Raw genomic sequence first — 24,811 nt, 5'->3', positions numbered from 1 at the left:
GTGGTCACCACCGCAACAGACCCCAAGGTGTTGTGGTTCGGCGTGTTGCAGGTGATGAATCGCACGCGTGTAATTCTACGCCGCACAGATCCGCCTCACAATGGGTATCCGCTCCACTTACCACCCAGGGATATGTGTGACGCATTTCATGCGATCACGTATTCGCCGCGGGAGATCTTCCCGGCTCACGACCTCATGGCGCGTCGGCTACGGACCCGACGCGCCATGATGTTCGCGGTCGTCTTATCTGCGGCTCACGGTTCCCCGCGGCTTACGGTCACCCGCCTTACATCACGGTTACCCGCCGCCAGGAGCAGTACCACCGGGTTCTCCACCCTGCCCGCCGGAGAATGCTCCGGCAGGACCACCGGCATCGGGTTCCATTGCATTCTGGTAGTCACCGGCGGTTGCCGTTCCCACCCTCTGGCCATCGGCCGTGACCGTATAGGTCTGACCGGAAACAATGTCGGGCGAGGAGAACACAACATTGCTTGCGTTGGCTTGAATCGTGTACGACGCCAGCTCGTTACCGTCGGAATCGAGGATCGCCACCGTTGCGCCACTGGATATGGTCGAGGTGTTCAGCATGACAGATGCCTGCGCCGAATTCGTGTTGGGCGCTTGCGCCATTCCCGCTGCCCCGGCCGCGAACAGCGTACCGCCGGAGATCTGCAGTTCATTCATCGCATCTATCGAGCCGTTACCGCCATTCGTCGGTCCGTACACCGTAACCGTTCCGCCGCTCATATAACAGTCACCATTGGAATCAATACCGTCGCCGTTCGCCAGCAGCGTCCACTCGCCACCGGTTATCGATAGCCAGGGCGTGCCACTGTCGCTAGTCGCGTTAATGCCGTCGTCGCTCGAAGTGATTGTGCCGCTGCCGCCGCCAAGCAGGATATATGCCGCTTCCAGCCCTTCCTCCGCTTCCGATACGTTGAGAGTGCCACCCGCAATGATCAGGTCAGAGGTGGCGTCGATGGCATCGGAGTCGCCGCGCGTGACGGCAATCGTGCCACCGGTCAGAAGCACATATCCGCGGCCGATATCGTCCTCGTTATCCGATTTGATGGCGTCACCCGGAGCATCAAGAGTCAGGGAGCCTCCGGCAACTACCACATAGTCCTTGCCGCGCACCGCGTCGTCGACGGCGTTCACCGTCACGGTTCCGCCGAGGATCGCTAAGCCGTCTGAGCTCGAAATACCGTCGTTTCCATTACCTGTGACGCTGAGAGCGCCATTGCCACCAATGGTCAGGTCCGCTTGCGACGCCAACGCTGCCGTCGGCCCGTCGTAATCGTCGGCATAGCTGGACGTATCGGACAGCGTATTCTCAGAACCATCGGCGAGGATCACTACCACTTCGTCGGCAGCCAGCACGCGGATTGCCGCATCGGTCTCCGAGGAGATATTCGCGCCGTCCAGAACCAGCCGCACCTTCTCCGCATCCTCGGTATTGACAACCACTTGACCCTTGAAATCCCCGGAGAGGATGTATGTACCAGCGGAGGTGATCGTCACAGATCCATCCGCTACCGTGACGGCGTCAGCGCCCAGCGTACCGGTCTGCTCCACCGTTGCCGTTCTACCATCCAATGACACCGTGGCGGCTTCGGAGGCGTCGTATTCGACGTCGTCGGCTTCGGCATGCGGCTTCTGATTCTCCGCCATCATCGTCTCAAGTGTGGCGGAGTCAGCTCTTACCGACGTCGTATACACGTTGCCCGACTGCATATTCGTCTCGGCGACCTCGCGTGCTCGATTAAGCAGGGCATAGCCATCAGAATCGGTACTCGCAGTCGAAGTCTGGCTGGTTGTACCGGTACCGCCGGGAGCGGAACTCGTTGCGGGGCTAGTTGTATCACTGTCGGTTGTGGAGGAACAGCCTCCCAGTATCACGCCGACCAGCATCAGGGCAGCCACCGATTCTTTCCACCTGTTCATTGTTCTCCTACTTTCTTCATGGCGCGGTGCCACCGGTTGTGCGGCATGTCCGGAAAGGCGGACGCCACGCCGAGCGCGTACTTTGAGATGCGTATCGGCCGCACACCGTAGTGCCACATGAGCCGATCCGCCACCGATGGTGCTCCACCGGATTTCGTTTCGACGACGACCTCGTCCACTTCCCTATGCTCCCCGTTTCCAAGCAGGGGGGCAAGAGTTAAATCCCGGTCAATGGTTAGCCGTGCCAAATCCGGTTGCAAAATGGTGGAACGCCGATAAGCGGAGTTGAGTACCGGAAGAAGCGAGTCCACACCTGCCTGAGCTGGTATCGGCGCATGTTCTATACCGCGCCTGAGCAGCATCTCCGCCAGCCATATGCGAGTGTCACCGTCGTCCAGTGCCCCGCGCTTGACATCGCCTTGTCCACCCGCCGTCTGCCGCATTCCTAAAGAGTGCCGTATCTCCACAGGCTTCAGCCTTCTGCGGTCCTTCACGTTCAGACTACGGGGTCCACGTGTTTTCAGTTCCAGGAAATGTAGACCCGAGTCCAGATACATTCTTTCCCGCACCTTGAACCGACGCCGCCGTCCGGTGGCGGCCTCCCGATAAAGACCGAAGGTGGGCGTGTCGAAGTACATCGAAAGATACGAAAACTCTCGGCGGTCTTCGATTGTCAGTGCTCTAGCACCCAGTTCCGCAAGGTCTGCGACCAGATAGGCGGCGCTGTCGCGCGGCACCAGATATTTGCGGTCGACCCGTTGCAGAAGTTCTGCCGTCTCAGACAACTCTTCCAAGCTGATGCCCGGCAACGTGCTTAGCGCTTCCGCCACCGCCTTGCTATCTGCCATTTCATCTACCACCGGGAGAGCGTTAAGCATTGGTGGACCTACAGCAGTCACTGGAACCTCTGTTCCGCCTGGACCCGCCCATGTGCGTTGGATGTCCCGCTATTCGCAGCAACGCAAATGTTCTGTGCTCCGCCAAGGGAGGACGGCGCGCTGACGATCGAGCTATACCTGGAGGTGATCGCGGACGCCCCCGTGCCGCGTACGCGCTCTGTCCGCTCACTGCAGCGTGCATCGACCCAGGTGCAGTCGTCGACGTAGTCGAGGCGTTGAATACTCACTTCACGCACGTCGTATCCGGTCTGCTGCTCTATATAGGCGATGAGTTCGTCTTGATTGGCAATGGCCCGGTCCACGGTGATGGTCAACTGGCGAGACGAGCGCAGCACCCGCGGGGAATCAACAATGGCCAGGGCCAATACAATCGCGGCGATAAGAGCGATTCCCAGCCACAGGTCCATGGTCCGCATGCCACCCACAAGGCCGATGGCTAGAGCGGCGAAGTAGTATGCTACCTCGTGCTGAGACAGTTCCGTGGAACGTAGGCGAATAATTGACAGGACGCCGAATAAGCCCAGTCCCAGGCCGGCATTCACGGTAGAGAGCGCCAGTGCTGTGGTTACTGCCAGCACTCCGACGTTGACCACGACAAGTGCGACTACCAGGTCTTTGCGACGATGCCGAGGAACATAAAGAACGAAAGCGAGAATGCTGATCGCAAGCACATCGGCCAAAAAAAGCAAGTAACTCGTATCCACGGAAGACTCCTGTCCACTATCACGTCTACGCGTCATCTCAAGCCAGTACTTACCCTCCCGCATCCACCCCGGGCACCGTACGGCAGCACGGGCGGGCCCGTACACACACCCAACACGCGCACATAGTGGGCGCTGTGCTCCACTGCCGTGGGATGGCACGCCTCCCCTGCCAAACGCCGGGATAGCACCGGGCCACCCCGGTTTCAAAGCGGCCATTAACCCTCTCCCACCAGGCGGTGGGAGAGCACGGTAAGTTCGCGCTTAAGATTCCGACAAACAATGCGGCTCTGTCGGCCGCATCCCTCTTAGACTCACAAGGCTATCTGTGGTGAAACGTAACGAATCCTGGGAACGGTCTGACACTGTGCGTATCCCGCGTTTCCCTGCAGGGCCGCCACTTTCGGCCGTGGGCAGGTGCGACACGGACGTCCACCACATGTCTTTTCTTGACCGTCCCCAGTTTCACGGCGAGAATACATATGTGGCATCAACTGATTACACAACCCTGCTGCATGCGGCCGGTCTTCGCGTGACCGAGCCGCGACTAGCCGTACTCGCCGAGATTGAACAGGGTGGTCATGTCAGCGCCGACGAACTCCGACAGCGTGTAACCGCCCGCATCGGCTCGGTGTCCACACAGGCGATTTACGATATCGTGCACGCACTGACCCGGGTTGGCCTGCTACGCGAAATCAAACCCGCCGGCCACGTCTCGCTTTTCGAAATCAGCCGCGACGACAACCACCATCACCTTGTGTGCCGTAAGTGCGGCCGAATTGAGGATGTTCCCTGTGCCGTCGGGTACCGGCCCTGCCTGGTCGCTTCGGATGATCATGGTTATGTCATCGACGAGGCCGAGGTAACCTTCTGGGGGCTGTGCCCCGATTGTCAGGCGAAGGCTGCTGCGCCGGGGAACTCGACACCCGCCCACTCGCTCGCATAGTCGTGCCCAACTAGCAACCCCGGTCCACACCCGGGCCTTATGTCATTCGGCATCCGGCATTGAGCATCTTTGCTATATCACCCCACACGCGTCAATAGATGCGTCATAATAGGAGACGTATGGAGATGCTTGGTTAACGCCTCCCGTCAGCAGCCGCCCCGATTGTGCGGCGTGCAAGTAGCGCCAGAGAACTTGGCGGTTCTTCTAGCATCTCCGCAACTGTAAGCAGGAGCCTGAATGAACGTCGAGTCCTTCAATCTTGACCACCGCGCCGTCGCCGCACCTTATATTCGCGTTGCCGACATTAAACACCTCGGGGCAGATGTTACGCTCACCAAGTATGACATCCGCTTCTGCCAGCCCAACCGTGAACATTTGGACATGGCGGCCGTGCATTCCATCGAACATTGCTTTGCCGAATTCGTCCGCGACCGCAGCGACGACGTCGTCGACTTCTCGCCCATGGGTTGTCAGACCGGGTTCTACCTCATTTTGGTCGGCAGACCAAACATCTCGGAAACCATCGACCTCGTCGAAGACACCTTCTACGCCATTCTCGAGGCGACGGAGGTTCCCGCCGCGAATGAGGTCCAATGCGGCTGGGGAGCACACCATTCACTCGCCGCCGCGCAAGAGGCCGTACGCGAGATGCTGTCACGGCGCGAGGAATGGGAGGAGGTGATGGCGTGACCCGTATCCGCGCAATCGTCCTGGCCGCCCAGGACGAGGAGGCACGCCCCGTCCTCCACCTACTCGCTCATGCCGCCACCAAGCCGGCCAAGCTCTCCTGTCCAACCGGAGCTGGCTGGACAGCGGCCTCCACCCATGGAAACATCCTCGTCTTACGCACCGGAATCGGACTTACCGCTACTGCCAGTGCCCTGGGCTGGGCCCTGGCCCATTTTAGTCCCCGTTTCGTTCTCTCCACCGGATCCGCGGGAGGGCTGGCAACAGATATCGGAGTGGGCGACGTCGTTATCGGCTCGTCATATGCGTACGGCAGTGCGGACGCAACCACATTCGGATACGTCCGCGGCCAGATCCCGGGGCAGCCGCCATCATTTGCCGGGAGTCCCCCGCTTCTGGAGGCCGTCCCACCCGGGGTGCGGCAGGGCCTCATGCTGTCGGGAGATTCCTTCGTCACCGCCGCCAATGTAGGCGATATGCGCCAGGCCTTCCCGGAGGCTCTGAGCACGGACATGGAATCCGCCGCAGCCGCACAGGTATGTGCCACATGGGATATTCCCTTCGCATCCATCCGGTGCATTTCCGACCTCTGCGGCCCACAGGCCGGGCAGGATTATCACCTTGGCCTGAACGACGCCGCCCAGCGTTCGGCGGAAACCGCGATCAACTTGTTGTACGCGGTCTCCGAGAACGCCCGGAGCGGACCGGCGCAGAGATTCTCCGAGGAATCCTTACGTGCCGCATTGCTGCTCGCCTTTGCGCGGGTGCGGAAACTGCCGCCCGAATCGATCAACGGCGTGCCAGCAAAGATCAGAGCTGCACTGGAACAACAGTTAGAGGCGGACGGACATCTGGATATTGCGCCAACCGCGCTTGCCGCCATCGCCGCCGCGCAGAAGGCTATCGCACAGGACAACACTCTGACTCTTACCGCTAAGCAGTACGACACGCAGCGTGCCGCCCTGGTTGGCGAACTCGGCCTCGACTCCGGACGCGGACACCTCTCCTGGCCCCCCACCTCGCAAACCATCATCAAGCGGTTCAATGGGTACTGGAATGATGCGCTTGAACAAGTCGGCTTGCGGGCGCAGTCCGGCCGTAAACGCGGCGGACTGAAGTTCAGCGACCGAGATTACATCAATGCACTGCGTGCCTTCGCCACCTGGTCCGCCAAGCACGGCAGCTCGCCGAGCTACAAGACCTATCAGGAATGGCTGGAGAAAACCGGACGCCGCGGAGTGTTCCCCTCCGGCGCCGCCATCCGGCAGCGTTTCGGCTCGTGGCGGGCCGCCGCGTCCGCAGCACAGATCTGACCGAGCTACGCCGCGCCAATCTGATCGAGGAGCCATGCCAGTTCAAAGGCGCGGTTCTGCCAGCGGTTATAGCGCCCACTGGTACCGGCATGCCCGGCCACCATTTCAATCTTCTCCAAAATGGGCCGTTCAATCTCATCGTTCGTCGTCGTCGCACGCAGCACCTGCACCCACTTGGTGGGCTCCACGTAACTGACCCGGATGTCGTTGAGCGACGTCGTCGCGAGAATCGCCGGATATTCGCAGTGCTTCACATTCTCAACCGGAGAATATGACTTCATGTATTGGTACACCTCCGCCGATTCAATCGGGTTGCCCCATTCTTCCCACTCACCCACCGTCAGCGGCATTTCCGGCATCAGAATCGTCGTCAGAGCATCGACGAAGGGAACTCCGGCCAAAATGGCTCGGAAGCGCTCCGGGGCGATATTCGCTACTGCCCCCATCAGCAGACCGCCGGCAGAACCTCCCTCCGCCGCGAGGCGCCCGGGGGCGGCCCAACCGTTCTGCTCCAACCAGGCAGCACAATCAACGAAATCCGTGAAGGTGTTGCGCTTGTGCAGAAGCTTGCCATTGTCGTACCAAGCACGTCCCATTTCACCGCCGCCGCGTACATGCGTCCAGGCGACGACGACGCCGCGCTGCAACAGAGAGATCAGGGCGGGGCGGAAGTACGGATCATTCGACACCTCGTACGATCCGTAACCGTACATGTATCCCGGGTTTGTTCCATCGGGTGTGACGTCACTGCGATAGGCGAGGGTCATCGGCACCCGCGCCCCATCGGTCACCTCAACCCACACCTCTTGTTGGGTGTAAGCGCCGCGGTCGTAGTTCGGCACATCGAGGGTTTTCAGAACTGTCGACTCCCCGTTGGCCACCGTATAGGCGACCTGGGTGGGAGGGGTGAGTAATGACTCGACTGTGTACACCACATCGGTGCTCGCCCAATAGGGCGCTGGCTCCAGAGCGATAGTGGCCATCTCTTCGGAGGAGATAATGACCGGTTCACCCCAGACTTCTCGCTCGTGCGGCTCCAGAAAACGCCCACCGCGCTGGGCCGTGCGCGGATGTGCCTCTTCGGGCTGTCTGGGCAGTACTCGCAGTTGCGTCCGGCCAGCAGAGCGCATCGCCACCACGGCGAAATCACGGAACGCCTGTACCTCATTGATACGCTCGCCCGATTGTGGGGCCAGTCGTGCTATCCACTCATCCGGAGTGGAAGTCACCAACGGTGCCGTCGCCACCTCGAAATCCGGGCGGTTGGCGTTGTGCACAATAATGAGGTGATCTCCGGCAGGTTCCACGGAGTACTCCAAGCCATCACGGCGATGGCACACCACCAGCGGTGCCGCCAGTGGGTGTGCGGCGGAGAACAGTCTCACCTCGGAGGTCGTGCGAGACACCGATTGAACAACAATCCACTGCCCGTCACGCGACGCGGCGTGAATGACATCGAAACGCTCATCGTCTTCCTGGTAAAGAAGCCGATCCTTCTCGGCAGGGGATCCTACCTCGTGCAACCAAATCTGCCAGGTCCGCCACGCGTCATCCACCCGGGAGTAAACCACGTGGCTTCCGTCTGTTGTCCATGCCAGGCCATAGCCGAGCCCGGACACGGCGTCGTCGACGATATGTCCCGTCTCGATATCGAAGATACGCAACGCAAAGTGTTCGTCACCGGTGAAGTCGACTCCCATTGCACCGAGCTTGCCATCGGGTGCCGGCGCGAAGTCGGACAGGGCAAAGAACTCCGACCCCTCTGCTAGTTCATTGCCGTCCCACACGACTTGTTCACCGCTGGGACCGTCCTTTTCCCCACCGAGAGCGTTCACATCCGGCCTGCTGCCATCACGGTCCGGTAGGCGGTATAGCACCGGATACTGGCGCCCCTCCCAGGTGCGCTGGTAATACCACCAGTTGCCCTCACGGTGCGCGATGCTGATATCGGTCTGCCGTGTGCGCGATGAAATCTCTGCGGTAATCTGCTCGCGCAGACCTTCCAGATGCGCGGTACGTTCCTGCGTCCAGGCATTCTCCGCTTCCAAGTGCGCGAGGAGTTCCGGATTCGTAGCGTCACGGAACCACTCATAGTTATCCACATATGAGTCCCCGTGGAAAGTACGGGTCACTGGTACCTTGCGTGCCATGGGCGCGTGAGACTTCATGGGTTCGATTCTAAACGCTTCCTAGGCGCAGACGAGTGAAGTTACCGTGTGCGGGTTGATGGTCACACCGGGCGTTATCATTGGCCATCCCGGCCTGGCGGACCGGCTTCTTGGGCGGCCAGTTCACCGTCTCGGTCCGGACCCGACTCCTCCCTATCGGAAACCGACTCCTCGCGCTCCGGGCGCGATGCGTCACCTTCTTGTAGCCTCCCGTTCTTCTCGCCTTTCTGCTGAGCATGTTCCGTCGAGCTGGCATCGCCAACGTGCTTCTTCTTGCGGGGCTTGGCGGGATAGCCGGAACGCCAGATATACACGCCAATTAGGACGAATCCGACGAGCAATGCCACCGCCCACCACGGAAACCGTGGTATTTCAGGGGTCTTACCCGCAGCATCCAGATCCTCCTGCGGTGTGGGGTAGACCCGCTCTCCCGTCACGAGAATACGATGCGTGTTGATGCCCAGAGGCGTGCAGGTCACGAGAGTGACGAGATCGCGTCCTTCCTCGACCCGCAGGGCCTCCGTCTCCGTGGGCTCCACGACCTTCTTGTCGTAGATGCGGTAGGTCAGGACTTCATCGAAGATTTCGATGGTGAAGGTATCGCCCACCTTCAACCTGTCCAGGTTGGTGAACATCGTAGCCTGTGCCAGGCCGCGGTGCCCGGTGAGTACTGATCGAGTGCTCTCACCACCCACGGGTAGCGAGGTTCCCTCCAGATGTCCCACGCCCTTCAAAAGCGTCTGATCAGAGGTGCCGTGATACACGGGAAGGTCAAGATCAATGGCCGAAATCCGCAGACGCGCCATAAGCCCGGTCGAATTGGCACGGAGCATCGAGTTGTAGTCCAGCGACTCGTTCTCGCTCGACCCGCTGCCCGTTGGAACATTGGAATTCGCTTCAAGGATCGCACCGGCACGTAGGGCGTCGTTGTACTCATACGCGAGACGCAATTGTTCCTGCGCAGATGGGTCGGCGGAATTCACGCTGTCGGAATACTTGCTGATGACCTTTGACTGGTTGTATTGCGCGATCCAGCTCGCGGCGGTCGGATAAGCGAGGACAAGCATGCCGAGCAATGCAATCAGCGCAGGCACAAGTGAAAGCCAGGAGAACTTCCACGGGCCACGCTTGGCCGTGGCCCGTGTTTCCCGCTCCGCATCGCTGCCTGGTATCGCTTTGCGGCCAGATCCGGGCTCGCTCTCAAGTCTGGTTCCGACGACGGAATTGGACTCGTGTTCCCGGGACCCCTCAGCCTCAGCTGTCGGCGGTGCCGATACGTGCGATGCACCGAGAAGCTCTTGGTCAGCCTCTTCCACTGCTGCGGAGTCCTCCCCTATCGTCTCGGCTACCCCAGACTCGCCTGTCACCGACTCTGGCGCCGTCGGTTCGTCTACTGTCGGGTCTTCTATCGTCAGCTCGTCTACCGTCGGCTTTTCGGCGGCCCGCGAGCGATGCCGACCGGGCTTCCACATTCTCATTACAAGTCCCTCTCCCCGAAGCAATAGTTCCACCACCTGCAGTAGACTTCACCGCGACCCTCAGCGCCGCGGCACCCCTACAACACGCGTGGCGGGAGGGCATATATCCTCCCGCCACACCGGTGTTACTGCGCCTTCACCGTCGGCGCGAGCTCAGCCGAGGTGAATCACTCCGACTGTTCAGCCGCCTTCTGACGACGCGAACGAACCACCATCACGGAACCACCCGCAACGAGCAACAGAACAATGCCTCCCAGGGTCATGAGAAGCTTACCCTGCGCACCGGTCAGCGGCAGTCCCGGAACGGTCTGCTTGCTGTTAGCAATCGTGGCATCCCAGCTTCCGGTAGCGGTCTGGCCGATCTTAACCGTCAGCGGTGTCTCGTTATTCGAAGGAACGACGAAACCTGCAGGAGCCGCGGTCTCAACGAGCACGTAGCAACGCTGCGTGGCGTCCTTCGGATCATTCTCCGAATCGGAGACGTACAGACCTGCGATCTCCACCACACCATTGGAATCCGAAGTGAAGGTGTCGGTTCCGTTCACGGACAGCGGGCTGCCAGTCTTCACGGCACTCGAGCAGTTACTGGCGTAGGGGTCTTCGGCGGCGTACACCTGGAAGGTGGCGCCGGCCAGACCCTTGTCGGTGTTGTCAGCGTCAACCTTGAGTACTTTGACGTCGCCCCAGTGCGTAACAACCTCCGGGGTTGTCGGCGGGTTCTCCGGCTCCTCCGGATCGTCCGGATCGTCCGGCGGAGGAGTCGTGGAGTACTCGGTATCCGTGAGCAACTGCGCCTTGTTCTTGATGTTACCGTCACCAACCGAGGTGATCTTGCCCTGGAAGACGACCTTGAGCTCGGCGGAGGCGTTGTTCTTCAGTTTGATCAGACCTTCCTTGGTGAAGGCCACAGTCAAGCTGTTGCCGTTAGCGTTGACCGTGTAGTCAGTGCCCTCGGCGAGAGGGGTCGTACCCAGGGTAACCGAGCTCACTTCGACCTCACCGAAACGCTCATCCATCGCATCCTTGATCTGGAAGTACTTGAAGTACGCGGTCTCATCCAGAGTCGGGATGGTGGTCGTCACCGGGAAGGAGACAACCGAACCGAGGCCGTAGCCGTAATCGGACTGGTTCTCGACAGTCTTACTGATCGAGATTTCCTCATTCTTCGGGTAAACGTTCACGTTGTACAGCCAGTTACCCTCTTCGCCATCGGCAGTATTTGGGTAAGGGATGGTGACAACGAACGGCTTCGCCTTTTGCACGATATTGGCCGGCGCATCCGTCTCGCAGACGAGGTAGGCCGCCACCTTCAAATTGCCAATGGTGGCGGAACCGTCACTGATCGTGGTTGCGCTACCTGCAGCGGCGTCCAGCGTCTGGCTGTCCAACGTCGGTGATGTCGGATTTGCACAGGCGTTATCCGGCACCGTGAGGTTGGAGAGGGTCTCCCAATCAGATGCCTTGGAAAGGTCCAGGCTCGTGATCGGGTAGGCGGCAAACGTCACGCCTTCGACGGGCTTATCGCCCTCGGTGCCGGAACCATCGGGAGTACCCAGCGTTCCATCACCATTGAGGTGCTTGTGAACAATGATGGAGCCCTTGGCGTTCTGATCGATATTGCCGTACGACAGCTCATCGGCAACAGCCGACGTGCCTCCGACAATGCCGACCATGCCGAGCGCCAGGGCGCCGACGACCGCGCTTCCGCGCTTGCCGACAAGATGAGTGTGTGCGCTCATCGTATTCTGATTCCTTTCATTAGTGCCCAGCCATGAATGGAAGGGATGTTGTGTGTGTTGACCCGATGTCTATGTAGTCGTGACCGGATCTGCGGGATTACCCCTCGAAAGCCACCCCTCCCCTCTTTCGGCGCAGGACGGCGCCACCAAACGCGACCAGCAAAAGGGCGATGCCTCCAATGAGGAACGAGTCAGTACTCATTCCGCCCGTCAGCGGCAACCCGGGAACTTTACCCGGTTTGTTCGTAAACGCTTCGCTGAATTCGTAGTCCAGCGCATCGGTAGCGATCATGAACTCATGGGGCGCGGCATCCAACCGATATCCGGCTGGTGCCGTCTTCTCCACAAGAGAATAGGAGTCCGAGCTCCACGCCAAATCTTCTAAGAAGAAGACTCCGGCGCGTGGATCACGGTCGGTGTAAGGACCTGTCGGGCATTGCTCAGCGGTGTCGGCAATGCAATCGACGACTGTCGTGTTAGCCGGAACGTCCGGACCAGTGAGTGTCCATTCGGAACCGCTGAGCAAGTTGCCGTGCGTGTCCGTTTTCGACCACTTCACGGTTCCTGTCAGAGGCGTGTTGACTACGCCTCCGTTCGCAATGGCATCGCTCGACGAATCTACGAGAGTCACCTCAAGTTGACTGCCGGAGATGGTTGGGAACGTGAAGGTTTCCGACGTCGGCTGGTAGCCCGCAGGAGCCTCGGTTTCTTTGATCGAGTAGGTACCCCAGTGCAGGTTCGCAATCTTGAAGGCACCGGCAGCCGGATCGGTATCGACATAATCTCCGGAAGGGCAACTGTCAGCAGAGTCGGCCACACAGTCCGTAACCGTTGTGCTATTGGGAACACCGGGACCGGTCAGTGTCCACTCCGAACCGCCCAGTTGTGTCTCGCCGTCGGCCGCGTACTTCTTCCAAACCAAACTGCCAGGCCGTGCAACATTCACAATGGTGCATGTGACACGGTCTTGGCTCCGCAGATAGAGAGTTGCTACCCCGGGCCGCGATGCTTGAATCCACGAGGTGTAATTCTCTCCCTGCGTCCCATCTGTCGCGGTACAGGCCCATTCGCCTGCCTCGTAACCAGCAGCCTGTGGACTTGACGCATTCTCACTGAGGGTATACACCCCTGGCTGGACAACAGACGGATCGCCGGTGGTTCCCGCACCGGAAACACTCCACGCGCCCGAATTGCCCGTCAGAGTCCAGTCCGTTGCAGACAGCGCCGTGGATTCGCTTCCCGTGTAGGTGTTGTCAACCTGCTTGATCAACTGCAGAGTGGGCACCCGCACTGCAACTTTGTAGTCCTCAACCTCACCGGTCGTTGTGTTACCGGTAGGCCGCAAGGCTGCAGAGTCATTCGATATACGCACACGCATGTATGTATCGCCTTGACTGCCGGATTCGCCGTCAACGCTGCGCACGACGTCGTTAGGAACCGTCCACAGCAAATTCACTCGCGAGGCGCGGCACATAACTTCGTTCGACTTCTCGCCGTCGTCGAAGATCCCGTTGTGATTCCAGTCGATCCATCCCGCAACCTTGCCCGGTCCGGTACAGGATACGGACTGCTGGAACGACTGCCCTGGCCGCACGCGAATCCCGTGCACAGGCAGTACGACTCCGTCCTCGTCATCTGGATCGCCATTCGCGTCATCACCGAGGGCGTCATCGCTGTGCTGGTGATACCCCTCAGCGTCGATATTGGCACCGAGCCGAGTCTGAGATGCGCCCATACTCGCCTTACCCAGCGCAAAGAGATCTTGGCCGTTTCTGCTCACCGCGCCACCGGTCCATGTGGGCTGGAACAGCGCCGACGCCTTGCCGTAGGACTCTGGCGCATCTCCGAAATCGGCAGCGATGATGAACCCGAGTGCTACTGCACTATAGCCGCCACCCTGCAGTGTGATGGTGGCTCTAGTGGCACCTTCCATAAATACGACCGCGTCAGGTCCGCCGTTTCCCAGCGGAACCGAGTATCGACCGGCAACACCGTTGTACGTGTTATAAACGCACTCCCGACCCTCGGTTACGGCACCAAGACCGGTCGTCTCGAAGCGCAATGAGCGCGGAGAATCCATGGCTGCAACGGTCGTCACAGGGCAGTCCGCGCCGTTGGCACCACTCTTATAGGTGTCGAGAACACGCCATGTGACATTGCCATTAACCGCCGCCTGCACCCATTCATCCCGATACGGCTTCCCGGAAAGGGGATCGCCATAACTCATACTGGAGGCTTCAGCGTCCGCGAAAACCAAGCCTGCCAGTGACACCTCCTGTGAGATCCCGTCGGGAGCATCCAACCGCGCCTCACATGAGAGGTCGAAGCTGACTTTCGCGTCGTGCCCTAGACCCTGTTCACCCTTATAGGCATAACCATTAGCAAGACCGGTCACCATGGTGTTCGGGTTGACATAGTTGGTCGGGTATCTGATCTCCCCGTTGAAATAGCCGGCTCCACCGATGTTGTATATATCGTCAAGTGCGTCACCTGCCCATGTTCCGGGAATGGTCGCAACTAGTTCACCGCTTTTTTCATCCAGTTGCTGCAAGTTCGAAAGCGTGCAGGTCGTGACGAGTTGCCCGGCGTCACCCATGTCACGATAATTGACAAAAGTGTTGCTTGTCTTACTGCCGGAACTGCGTAGGACCGTCGTATTGTCAGGATTGGTCCACACTGCGCCCGAATCCGCAGGTGGTTGAACCGGATCGTTCGTGGGACGCCCGTTTGCATCAAACAGGCTGTAATCCGCCCACTGCAACCATTGAATAGCTTCCTTGAATCGCCCTTCGCCTCCCGTTGCGAAAACTGCCGGGAGTGCTCCACCGGGCAGGGCTGTTAGCGCCGTTGAGTCCAAGGATCCGCTGCTCTGCGCGCTTTGCTCCGCATTGGCTGTGTTACTCAGCGTCGTCACTGCCATCAGGGCGGCGAACAGCGTTGCCACACAGTGTGCAAAGCGCGAGCGGCTGCTTGATTCGTACACCATATCCCCTGCCCTTCGTGGGATCGTTTGATGCGCATGACGAGACGTCGCCATGTATGTGCCTCCGGGAAATACCTCGTTAGCGAATCGGATCTTCAAAGCAATTCGCACGAATGTCGATACAGAAGAGCGTAACACAAGAGTTGTTGCCTCGTGATAGCCTTTGCGAAAACATTTTCACAACCGACGTGCCGGTCCTTACATCAGCCACAGTCAAGCGCCAAAACCGCTGGTAAACGACTCGCTAGGAGCCGACTGGCGGTGAATTGTGAAGTAAAACACATACAACTCATGATGGTGAGTCCACCTGTCAACAGCCGTTTATCACCCGCAGCAATGCATTTGAGCTCACAACTCTGCCACCTTAACTCCCCCTACCTTCGCTGCCACTATCCGTCACGGCCGGGAGGCATCGGCCTCCATCCGACCGCCCGTGCCATCATCTGAGATCGGCGGCCACTTCCCATGCCGGAATTGGGAAGGCCGAACCTAATCGCACGCCATCGTTCCCTCGAGCCCAGGCAACCGCCTCTCCTGCACGGTCGTTCTCGAACAGCATTGGCGACGTAGGTATACGCCCAGACAGCGCGAGTGGGGTACCACCGCCATGGTGATACCCCACTCGTTGGTGCCGAAACATCAACTTCGGCCACCGCGAACACCTGCCGAACTCAGCGGCAGGCTCTCATATATCAGTTAGCTAACTTGCGACGTCGTGCCACGACGACGGCGCTACCTCCAAGCAGCATGGCGCTGATCGCCACCGCTGCCAAGCCCGTGACATCTGAGCCGGTGCGCGGCAGAGTCTTCTTCGGCGTCGGTGTAGCAGAAGGCGTACCTGTTGAAGCGGGCGACTTGGTCACTGAGGCGTGATAGGGATTCTTAGCCTCCACCGGAATGCCGGTGGTGCGCCCCTTGGCCGTCACCTTCGCAATATCGCCATGGATCTCATCAGTCGTGACACCGCTCAGATCTGCCGTGCAGCTGAAGCTGGCATCCACTTCAAATGGACCATCCCATGTGGTCCCGGTTGATCCATCGGGGAAGGTGCAGACGATGTTCTCCACCTTGCCCTTGCCCTGCGTGATCGAATCCGTCACCTCGACACCCACCAGAGCTTCCGTGCCATCATTCTTAATCGTGAACACGAGGCCTGTGGCACCGTTCTTTGCCGTCAGGTCGACGGCCTCCTCAGCCGTGTCCGCATCGTTGCCATCGGAATCCTTCTTGACCAGGTCAATCGAAGGCGTCGGCGCGGTTACCTGATTTGTCACGCTGACCGCCGTCGTCGTCTGATCCCCGACAGTGACGGTTGCCGTTGTGCCATCCTCAGAAATAGAGACGTTGTCCGCCGATGACCTGAAGACCGGCTTACCCCACACAAGATCGCCATCGTCCGGCACAATCTCGGATAGTGTCACCTCGGTACCGACGGGCAGACCATGCAGTTCCTGCGCTTCTCCACCGGCCGCGAGGTGCAACTCCTTGGTCTCCTTGGAGCCGTTAACCACATATGTGGCCTTCACGGTGAACGAAGCGTCAGTTGCGACATACTCCGCACCACTGCCAGTCAAGGCCTCTTTCTTCACCGAGATGCCGCCGAGGCCGGGGCCGTCCAGGAAACCGTCGCCCGACGTGCTAATGGTGAGTGTGCGATCAACAGTCGCACCGCTGACGGTGGCCGTATTCGTCAACTTATCACCTATCTTCGCACTTGCCGGATTGTCCAGATACACGAAGTAGCGCACTTCGTAGATCGCATTCGGGTTGTCATTTGGAATGGTGGCGGTAAAGCCGTTGCCCGTTGGGTTGAAGTTGAAGGTGCCAGAGCCGATCGATTCTCCAGGATTGACTCGGACCGCACTAACCTGCTTCGAGTAGTCCTCCTGCGTGGACCACACCTGCAGGTACGGCCGGTAATTGGCTCCGTCCGCAAGGTGATACTTCAGCCCGTTCGTCCCAAAGGTGTCGTTGATGGTGATCGTGTTCGTCCCCTGGTAAGCGCTCGCAGGGATGCGAATGTACCAATAGAACAGTGCCGGGTCCTCGGCTCGGACCCAACCGCCCTTTAGAGCTTCAGTTGGGACAGTACGGTCTTCCGGACCTATAACACCATCAGTACCCGGGATCTCCACGGTGATAGTCCCACCGGCCTTGACGAAATCGAAGGTCCGGGCCGTCGATGTGCTATTGAGCTGCGACCAGAGCCAACCCTCGCCAGTCATATTCGGGTGAGTCGTCACATAGTCAGTCAGCGTGCAGGTCAATGTCTGACCGACGCCGTTTGGTGCCGTGCACTCGGCAACCGGCGTCGTACCATCGCTCGCGTGCATCGTGAAGGAGGTGGCACGCGTGGTGAGCAAGTCGGGGAGCTTCAAAGTGAAGGTGTCTCCGGCCCGTGCACCCGAACCTGTGGTGTCGATCGTGAATTCAACCCGCGTTTCATCCCACTGGCGCGATGGGCCACTGGGATGAGGAATATTCTTGACGGTCACACCCGTGATCACGTCAATCTCCTTTGCCTGCGCCGCCGGGCCAATCAGGAGAAGACCCACCAACGCTGTCACCATGGCGGTGAGAAGAGCGCCAGAACGCCCTAGCCATCTCCGGTTGCGCGACCCATACGTCCGGCCGGAACCGGAGGACTTTCGTGCTGTGGTCACAAAACTGCTCCTTTCGGCCTGAGCTCCAGAGACCCCTAGGCAAAAGCCAGGAGGACCTGCTGCGCACGCCGCGTGGGTGCGTGTTTACATAATCGGAGAACGGGCCACTTGTCTGTTATAGGCGCTATCGACAGTAACGCCTTCGTAGTGAACTGGCAAACAGCACTTCTCCAAGTGACGATTCTCGCACCCGAGTGTTTTCGCAGGTCACAGGGCTGAGTCTGGCCAACTTTCGAACAGGAAAGCCGCTAATTCGCACAAATGGGTATCTTTCCCCATTGTGCATTGCTAGAGGTCGGAGTTAAAATGCTCCGCCAATCGTTGCTAGGACGAAGTGGCGCACAAGCTCACCTCCCTTCCTCTCCGGTCACACTCGGGCCGTGTCGAGGCGCGCCGTCCCGCGGAATCAATTGCGTCATATTCAGCTGCTTCGCATCGGTGCTCGCTACCCTCCCGTATCACACCGTCCGAGGCAGAGACTCCCATGACCTGAGTTCGCTGGTGCCACCCGACGTCGAGTCACGTAACGCCTCCGTCAGAAAGTGAACTGCGAAAGGGGCGGCTCCACCGTTTTGGTGCAGCCGCCCCTCGACCTAGGTATCGCTTACCACTCAGCTCCCGTGTAAGAGAACACGTCGCTAGGCAACGCTACCAACTCCCGCATCAGGATTCCTTACGCCGCCGGTACAGCCACACGGCTGCACTGCCACCCGCGATGGCAAGGACGGCCAACGTGAGAGTACCGAGAACCTCGACACCCGTGAACGGCAGCTTGCTCTTCGGTTTCTTCGCCACATAGGTGTTGGTGAACTCGAGTTCCACAACCTGGTCCTTTTCCTCGATGCTCACATTCTGTGCATCGGGAGCCGTCAGCTTGTATCCATCGAGTCGAGCAGTAGCGGCGTCCTCCGCTACCTTGCAACTCGTCCCTAGCGGGAATGACTTGTCAGACTGAACCGTCGTCCCGTTGCCGGGAACCTGTAGTGAACCAGACTGACCGTTGGAGCATTCGTACACAAAGGTGAAGTCCTTATTCTTCGCCTTGTCGGCACCCGTAACCTTTTTGGTCACCGCGAAGGTTCCTCGGTCCAGCGTGTAGGTGTTGGTCGCCGCAATAGCGATGGCGGAGCCGTCGCCGATTTCAATGGTGGCAGTATTGCCATCCACCGCCTGGCCGTCAACCGTCAATGTGGTTGCCAACTGCGCCTTGTCAACGTCGGCATCCTTCTCCGTGACCGTGCAAGAACCAGTCGGAACATCGGTCACACTCTCGGCAGAACCAGCGGCCACGCTCAGCGTGCCGGAAACCGTTTCCGCACCAGCACCATCAACACAGGCATAGTCGAAATCGAACGACTGCGGAGCAAGCGACGCCCCGTCACCATCCACCGTCTTCGCGACAGTGAACCCACCGACCAAACGGGTGTACTCATTAGTCACCGTTACCGCCTGTGCCGTGTCCTTCGCGATGGTCACATTCGTCGCGGAATAGGACGTCGCCAAGGCGTAGCCATCACGCTGCGCGGAATCCGCATCCTCCGTGATCGTGCAGCTGGTACCAGCGGGCAGGTTATCCACCGCGACCGCCGAACCATCTGCCGGAACAGTCAACGCACCCGCAGACGCATCTGGATCATCACAGGTGTAACCCACGGTGAAGGACTCACCCGCACCAGGCGTGTAATCCCCCGTCACCGCCTTCGCCACCGTGAAAGAACCACGATCCAAGGTGTACGTATTCGTCGCGGAAATAGCAATCGCAGAACCATCACCGATTTTGACCGTCGTCTCGCTGCCCTCGACCACCTGTGCATCAACGAGCAGTGTTGTCTTCAGTTGTGTCCGGTCCGCAGAGGCATCCTTCTCCCTAACCGTACAGGTGCCGACTGGAATGTCGGCAACGCGTTCCGACTGGCCCGCCGCCACAGTCAGCGTGCCGGATACGGTTTCCGTACCGGCGCCGTCAACGCAGGTGTAATCGAAGTCGAAGGAAGCCGGAGCCAAGTCAGCACCGTCACCATCCACCGTCTTCGCGATAGTGAAACCACCCACCAGACGCGTGTAGCGGTTGGTCACCGTAACCGCCTGGGTGGTCTCGCTCTCAATGTCCACATTTGTCGCTGAGTAATCGACTGCGACAGCGTACCCATCACGCTCCGCTGAATCAGATTCCTCACCTATCACGCAGTTGGTCCCGGCGGGCAAGTTGTCTACCGTCACCGCCGTACCATCAGCAGGAACGCTCAAAGAGCCTGAGGTTGCATCAGCATCGTTACACCGATAGTTCACCGTGAAGGACTCACCCTCGCCAGGCGTGTAATCACCAGTCACCGCCTTCGCCACCGTGAACGAACCCCGATCCAACGTGTACGTATTCGTCGCGGCCACAGCAACGTTCGAGTTATCAGTCACCTGAATCGTGGTGGACGAACCCGCTACCTCCTGGCCGTCCACCGCAATCGATGTCGTCAACTGCGCATTCTCAACTTCTGCTGGCCGCTCTGTGATAGTGCAGGAACCGGTCGGAATATCGGAGAGGCTCGTCGTGGATCCGGCGTCGACCTCCAGGATGCCGGAAGCGGTCTCTTGACCTCCGGCGTCGACACATGCGTAATCGAAGGTAAAGGATGTCGGCGCGAGCGCAGCTCCATCACCATTTACCGTCTTACTCACGGTGAATCCACCGACGAGACGCTGATAGTCATTGGCGAACGAGACCGTCACCGGCGTCGTCTTATCGGAGATGGGCACCGTCTGTGGAGCAGGAACCTGCAGCGCGTACTCATCGATCTGCGCAGAGGCCGCATCCTCAGTCACCGTGCACGAGGTGCCAATCGGGAAGGTCTTGTCCGCAGTCACCACTGTGCCATCTCCGGGGACGGTCACGGAACCGGACTGTCCATCCGTGCACTCGTATGCGAAGAAGAACTGTTTGCTCGTAGCTGCATTTGTGCCGGAAACATTCTTCGCGACGGCGAAGGTCCCACGGTCAAGTGTGTAGGTGTTTGTAGCCTCGATGGCGATCGCGGCGCCATCGGTCACATCAACTGCAGTAGAAGTAGCATCGATAACTTGCCCGTTCACCGTCAGTGTGGTCGCCAGTTGTGTGTTAGCCACTTGAGCGTCCTTCTCAGAGACCAGGCACGTCCCTACCGGAACGTTCTCTACAGCCTGAGAGGAACCCCTTCCCACCGTCAACGTGCCCGAAACCGTGGGCTCCCCAGCATCGTTAGTGCAGGAATACTCGAAATCGAAGGAAGCTGGTGCCAGGTCGGCGCCATCACCATCCACCGTTTTAGCAACCGTGAACCCACCGACCAGGCGAGTGTAATTGTTGGTGACCGTGAGGGACTTTGTCTCGTCCTTCGCAATAACCACATTCGTCGCCGAGTACGAGGTCGCCACGGCGTAACCGTTACGCTGTGCCGAATTGGCTTCTTCCTCAATCGTGCAAGTCGTCCCCGCAGGAAGATTTGCAACTGTCAACGGAGTCCCGTCAGCAGGAAGGGCTAGCCACCCTGCAGTTTCGTCCTCATCGTCGCAATTGTAGGAAACGTCGTACGTCTCTGATGCCGACGGGGCATAATCGCCGCTAACAACCTTCTGGACCGAGAACGAGCCCTGATCGCGTGTGTAACTGTTTGCGAACGTCGCAGTGACTGGAGTAGTCGCGTCCGAAATAGTTACCATCTGCGGCTCCGGTTCCGCAAGTGTATAGCCGTCCAGTTGCGCCGACACCGTATTCTCAGAGATGGTGCATGTTGTGCCCAGGGCGAACACCTTATCCGCAGTTACCGCTTTGCCGTCGCCTAGAACCGATAGGGTCCCGGACTGGTTGTCGGAGCATTCATAGGCGAACGAGAACTGCTTGCCACCAGCGTCCGCTCCAGCGACGTTTTTAGCCACCGAGAAGGTGCCACGGGGCGCCGTCGTATTAGTCAGAGTGACCGGTATTGACGTCCTATCGCCAATACTCATGCGATTCCTGACGTATCCATTGACAAGGAACTGCGGCTCACCCCAACCCAAATCGTTGAAGGAACTTGTGGACGGATCCTCGTACAGCCAAATGAGTGTGCCCCGTGGGAATACGCCATTATACGGAGTCTTCTGCCCCACAGTCACCGTCATGTCAACACTACCAGTGACCGTGTCCTCATTGAGTGTACCCGGCGGCTCCCACCCGCGTGAACGATACACCACGGCTTGCGCAGGAAGTTGATACACCACCCTGACAGTAAAAGTTGTGCCTTCTGGCACCGTGCTGGAACCGGGACCAGTGACCAATTTTGTGACGTCGAAGCCACCCCATCCGACCTGCATGTCCACCGTAATCGCAAATGAGTCCGTGAACCAGCGCTCCGCTTCCCTGGTCTGCTCGGCGCCCTTGAGAGTGGCACTGTTTCCATAGATCACGCCGTAGTTATAGCTGCCGCCGTTAAAGACGGCAGGGTAGGTCACCATGTAGTTGGAGTTAGGGCGGAATGGACCGGTCAGCGTGATGGTAGCAGTGTTGCCCTCTATCTCCACATCGATATCAAAATCGCCATAGTCAAGAGTCACGTCAGCACCATCGGCGGTTGCCAAGCCGATGTTCTGCATGACGGTATCGCCCTCGGAGGCACGGTACGCCAAACGCCAATCCCGGAGACTCGGCGGACTGCCGAAGCTCATGCCTTCGCCGAGCGTGTCGGTGATGACGATGGTCTGACGCGTGCCATCCAACGTGATGCCAGCCTTCTGACTGACATACTTGGTGCCGAAGTTAATTCCCCACGTCATGCCACGGCGACCCCAGGCGCCACCAGCCCACTTGGAGAATTCGTACGGCGCGTACGGTTCACCGATCTTCTCGCTGATGCCGCCAGTACTGGGCAGATCGACCGAAGTCACACCATTAGTTGTGATGTCCGCAGTTTCCGATGTCGTCGACTTCAGGACGCGCAGCGCCGCAGAGCCGGTTCCACGGAAGCCGGAGAATCCAGCCGCCTTGAGCTCGTCAACCTTGCTATTGAAAGCGCAGACAATCGTGGTTTGTGTGAGGGAGCAGCTACCGATTTCAACCTGTTCACCGTTGTGCAACACCGTCATTGCGGTGGTCTTTGGATACTCCAGGTTCCGGAAGTAGCTACCTAAATCAATCGTGAAAGAGTCACCACCAGTGACATTGGCATTAGAAGCATCCCAGGTGAAGTCAAGCTTGGCGTAATCATCGACCTGAAGCTTGTCGCCTGGACGTTCCACTCCCGCCTCATTCGTCCGAACAAGGCTGAGGTCGCTGATTACGATATTCGGGTTGTTCGCCGCACGAGCCGATAGAGTTAGCCCGACTTGGGAAAGAAGTACTGCCACTACAGCAGCAAAAGCAACAATGATTCGCCGATATCGGCCATTTGCGGCAGCCACCCGCGAGTGCCCAGCCATCCGTCCTCCTGAGGAATGTGTGTGTCTACCAGTTCGCCCCTCATACCCCCGTAAAGAATGGACGGAACTGGCCTCGATGATTCTTCGGTAGAAATGACGATAGCACAGAGCCCTTAACGTATAAAAGGCCTCGTAAGACTTGTGGTCACAAACACGGGAGGGTGGCGACACAGCCGTGCCGCCACCCTCTGGGATTTCCGTATTCTTTCGGTGAGCGTGGACCTAGCCGACCTCCTGATCGTCCAATCGTCTACTCACCTCAGGGTCATTTGCCTTACGCTTTTCGCCGTCGGAGCCAGAGCGCTCCTCCGCCCACGGACACCGCAAGCAACGCGAGCAAGCCAGGCACACGCAAATCTGCACCGGTACGCGGCAGCGACTTCTTAGGAGTCGGCGTCTTCGACGGCGGAGGCGGAGTGTTCTCCGTGTAAGTATTCGTGAAGCTCAACTCCACCACCTTATCCTTCTCCTCGATACCCACCTTCTGCGCAGCGGGAACCTTCACCGTGTAGCCACTCAACTGAGCTGAATTAACATCCTCAACAACTTCACATGCCGTGCCCACCGGGAACGTCTTGTCAGCCTTCACCACCGTCCCGTCACCAGGAACCGTCAGTGAACCAATCGACCCATCCGAACACTCGTAAGCAAACGTGAAGCTCTTACCCTTAGCCACATCGGCACCAGAGACCTTCTTCACCACAGAGAACGAACCACGATCCAACGTGTAAGTATTAGTCGCCTCAACAGCAATGGCCGATCCATCACCAATTTCGATAGTCGCAGACTTACCTTCCACAACATTGCCATCAACACTCAGTCTGGTAGCCACCTGCGCATTGGCAACAAACGCATCCTTCTCCGTGACCGTACACGAACCCACAGGCACATCCGTGACCTGCTCAGACTTCCCCGCCCGCACCGTCAACGTACCGGACATCGTCTCGTTACCCGCACCATCTACACACGTGTAATCGAAACCGAAAGACTGCGGCGCAAACTGAGCACCATCACCATCGACCGTCTTAGCAACAGTGAACCCACCAACCAGACGCCGGTAGTCATTCGTGATCGTATTCTCCTGCGTCTGATCCTTTGTGATCATGACCTTAGCCGCAGTATGCGTGGTTGCTACTGCATAGCCGTCACGTCGTGCGGAGTCTCCATCCTCAGTAATGACACAGCTAGTACCAGTTGGCAGGTTGTCTACCCGCACAGGCGTACCATCAGCAGGAACATCGAGCACGCCAGAAGTCTGATCCGGATCATCACAAACGTAATTCACCTTGAACGACTCCCCGGTGCCAGACGTGTAGTCACCAGTCACCTTCTTCGCCACAGAGAACGAACCACGATCACGCGTATAGGTATTCGTCGCTTCAACGGCAATCGCGGAACCATCAGTCACGCTAATGGTGGCCTTAGAACCTTCCACCGCCGCACCATCAACCGTCCACGACGTCATCAACTGCGCGCCGTTAACCGTCGCATCGCGCTCACTAATCTCACACGTACCAGTTGGAACATCTTCCACGCCCTCAATCTGACCTGGCGTGACCTGCAGCGTACCAGAGACTGTCTCCTCACCTGCCGCGTCCACACAAGCGTAATCAAAGGCAAAGTTCACCGGAGCCAAACTCGCTCCATCACCATCGACCTTCTTACTGATGGAGAATCCACCAACCAAACGCTTGTAGTCATTGGTGAAAGAAACCTCAACAGGCTTTGATCTATCCGAGATCGTCACAGTCTGCGGGTCAGGAACTCGCACCGAGTACTCATCAATTTGCGCAGACGCAGAATCTTCGGACACCTCACACGTGGTTCCAATCGGGAAGCTCTTATCCGACTCCACTACAGTCCCAT

The 24,811-nt window shown here is 58.8% G+C and carries 13 protein-coding genes; 3 read left to right on the top strand and 10 right to left on the bottom strand.

The annotated features are described in order from the left end of the window. Positions 1 to 297 precede the first annotated feature (297 nt). The 3 genes from EKN07_RS10580 to EKN07_RS10570 are packed head-to-tail and all read right to left on the bottom strand — an operon-like array spanning position 298 to position 3,547. Positions 298 to 1,944, bottom strand: coding sequence for a carbohydrate-binding domain-containing protein (locus tag EKN07_RS10580; RefSeq protein ID WP_126146368.1), 1,647 nt, complete (start codon positions 1,942 to 1,944; stop codon positions 298 to 300). Continuing rightward, the gene (locus tag EKN07_RS10575; protein WP_241228183.1) at positions 1,941 to 2,822 is read right to left on the bottom strand and encodes a VTC domain-containing protein; all 882 of its coding nucleotides are present in this window, start codon (positions 2,820 to 2,822) and stop codon (positions 1,941 to 1,943) included. Before EKN07_RS10575 ends, EKN07_RS10580 begins: the two co-directional genes overlap by 4 nt. Positions 2,823 to 2,839: 17 nt before the next feature. Beyond that, entirely contained in the window at positions 2,840 to 3,547 is a 708-nt protein-coding gene (locus EKN07_RS10570; RefSeq protein ID WP_241228182.1) for a DUF4956 domain-containing protein, read from the bottom strand. Positions 3,548 to 4,028: 481 nt separating this feature from the next. Between EKN07_RS10570 and EKN07_RS10565 the strand changes: the two genes are divergently transcribed. From EKN07_RS10565 to mtnN, 3 genes are all read left to right on the top strand, one after another. Then, entirely contained in the window at positions 4,029 to 4,490 is a 462-nt protein-coding gene (locus tag EKN07_RS10565) for a Fur family transcriptional regulator (protein ID WP_240611300.1), read from the top strand. Positions 4,491 to 4,727: 237 nt separating this feature from the next. Then, complete coding sequence (locus EKN07_RS10560; RefSeq protein ID WP_108714693.1) at positions 4,728 to 5,180, top strand: S-ribosylhomocysteine lyase; 453 nt, start codon at positions 4,728 to 4,730, stop codon at positions 5,178 to 5,180. Beyond that, positions 5,177 to 6,490, top strand: a complete 1,314-nt coding sequence (gene mtnN, locus EKN07_RS10555; RefSeq protein ID WP_241228181.1) for a 5'-methylthioadenosine/S-adenosylhomocysteine nucleosidase — start codon at positions 5,177 to 5,179, stop codon at positions 6,488 to 6,490. Before EKN07_RS10560 ends, mtnN begins: the two co-directional genes overlap by 4 nt. A gap of 5 nt (positions 6,491 to 6,495) precedes the next feature. Here the strand turns inward: mtnN and EKN07_RS10550 are convergent, their stop codons facing one another. The 7 genes from EKN07_RS10550 to EKN07_RS10520 form a co-directional block, all read right to left on the bottom strand. Next, entirely contained in the window at positions 6,496 to 8,658 is a 2,163-nt protein-coding gene (locus EKN07_RS10550) for a S9 family peptidase (RefSeq protein ID WP_108714690.1), read from the bottom strand. A 77-nt stretch (positions 8,659 to 8,735) separates the two neighbouring features. Beyond that, on the bottom strand, positions 8,736 to 10,136 hold the full coding sequence (locus tag EKN07_RS10545) for a class C sortase (RefSeq protein WP_241228180.1): 1,401 nt from the start codon (positions 10,134 to 10,136) through the stop codon (positions 8,736 to 8,738). Between the two features lie 167 nt (positions 10,137 to 10,303). Then, a complete protein-coding gene (locus tag EKN07_RS10540; RefSeq protein ID WP_126146365.1) occupies positions 10,304 to 11,875 on the bottom strand; it encodes a SpaH/EbpB family LPXTG-anchored major pilin in 1,572 nt (523 codons plus the stop codon). A gap of 97 nt (positions 11,876 to 11,972) precedes the next feature. Then, complete coding sequence (locus EKN07_RS10535; protein WP_241228179.1) at positions 11,973 to 14,819, bottom strand: CshA/CshB family fibrillar adhesin-related protein; 2,847 nt, start codon at positions 14,817 to 14,819, stop codon at positions 11,973 to 11,975. A gap of 731 nt (positions 14,820 to 15,550) precedes the next feature. Further along, positions 15,551 to 17,521, bottom strand: coding sequence for an Ig-like domain-containing protein (locus EKN07_RS10530; protein WP_126146364.1), 1,971 nt, complete (start codon positions 17,519 to 17,521; stop codon positions 15,551 to 15,553). Between the two features lie 663 nt (positions 17,522 to 18,184). Further along, a complete protein-coding gene (locus tag EKN07_RS10525; RefSeq protein ID WP_126146363.1) occupies positions 18,185 to 22,945 on the bottom strand; it encodes a DUF5979 domain-containing protein in 4,761 nt (1,586 codons plus the stop codon). 274 nt (positions 22,946 to 23,219) lie between these two features. Further along, on the bottom strand, positions 23,220 to 24,811 hold a 1,592-nt coding region (locus tag EKN07_RS10520; RefSeq protein WP_241228178.1), incomplete at its 5' end, for a DUF5979 domain-containing protein.

This window comes from Actinobaculum sp. 352 (assembly GCF_003957265.1).
GTDB lineage: Bacteria > Actinomycetota > Actinomycetes > Actinomycetales > Actinomycetaceae > Asp313.
The sequence above is the reverse complement of the archived record's forward strand: the minus strand, read 5'-3'. Positions and strand labels throughout refer to the sequence as shown.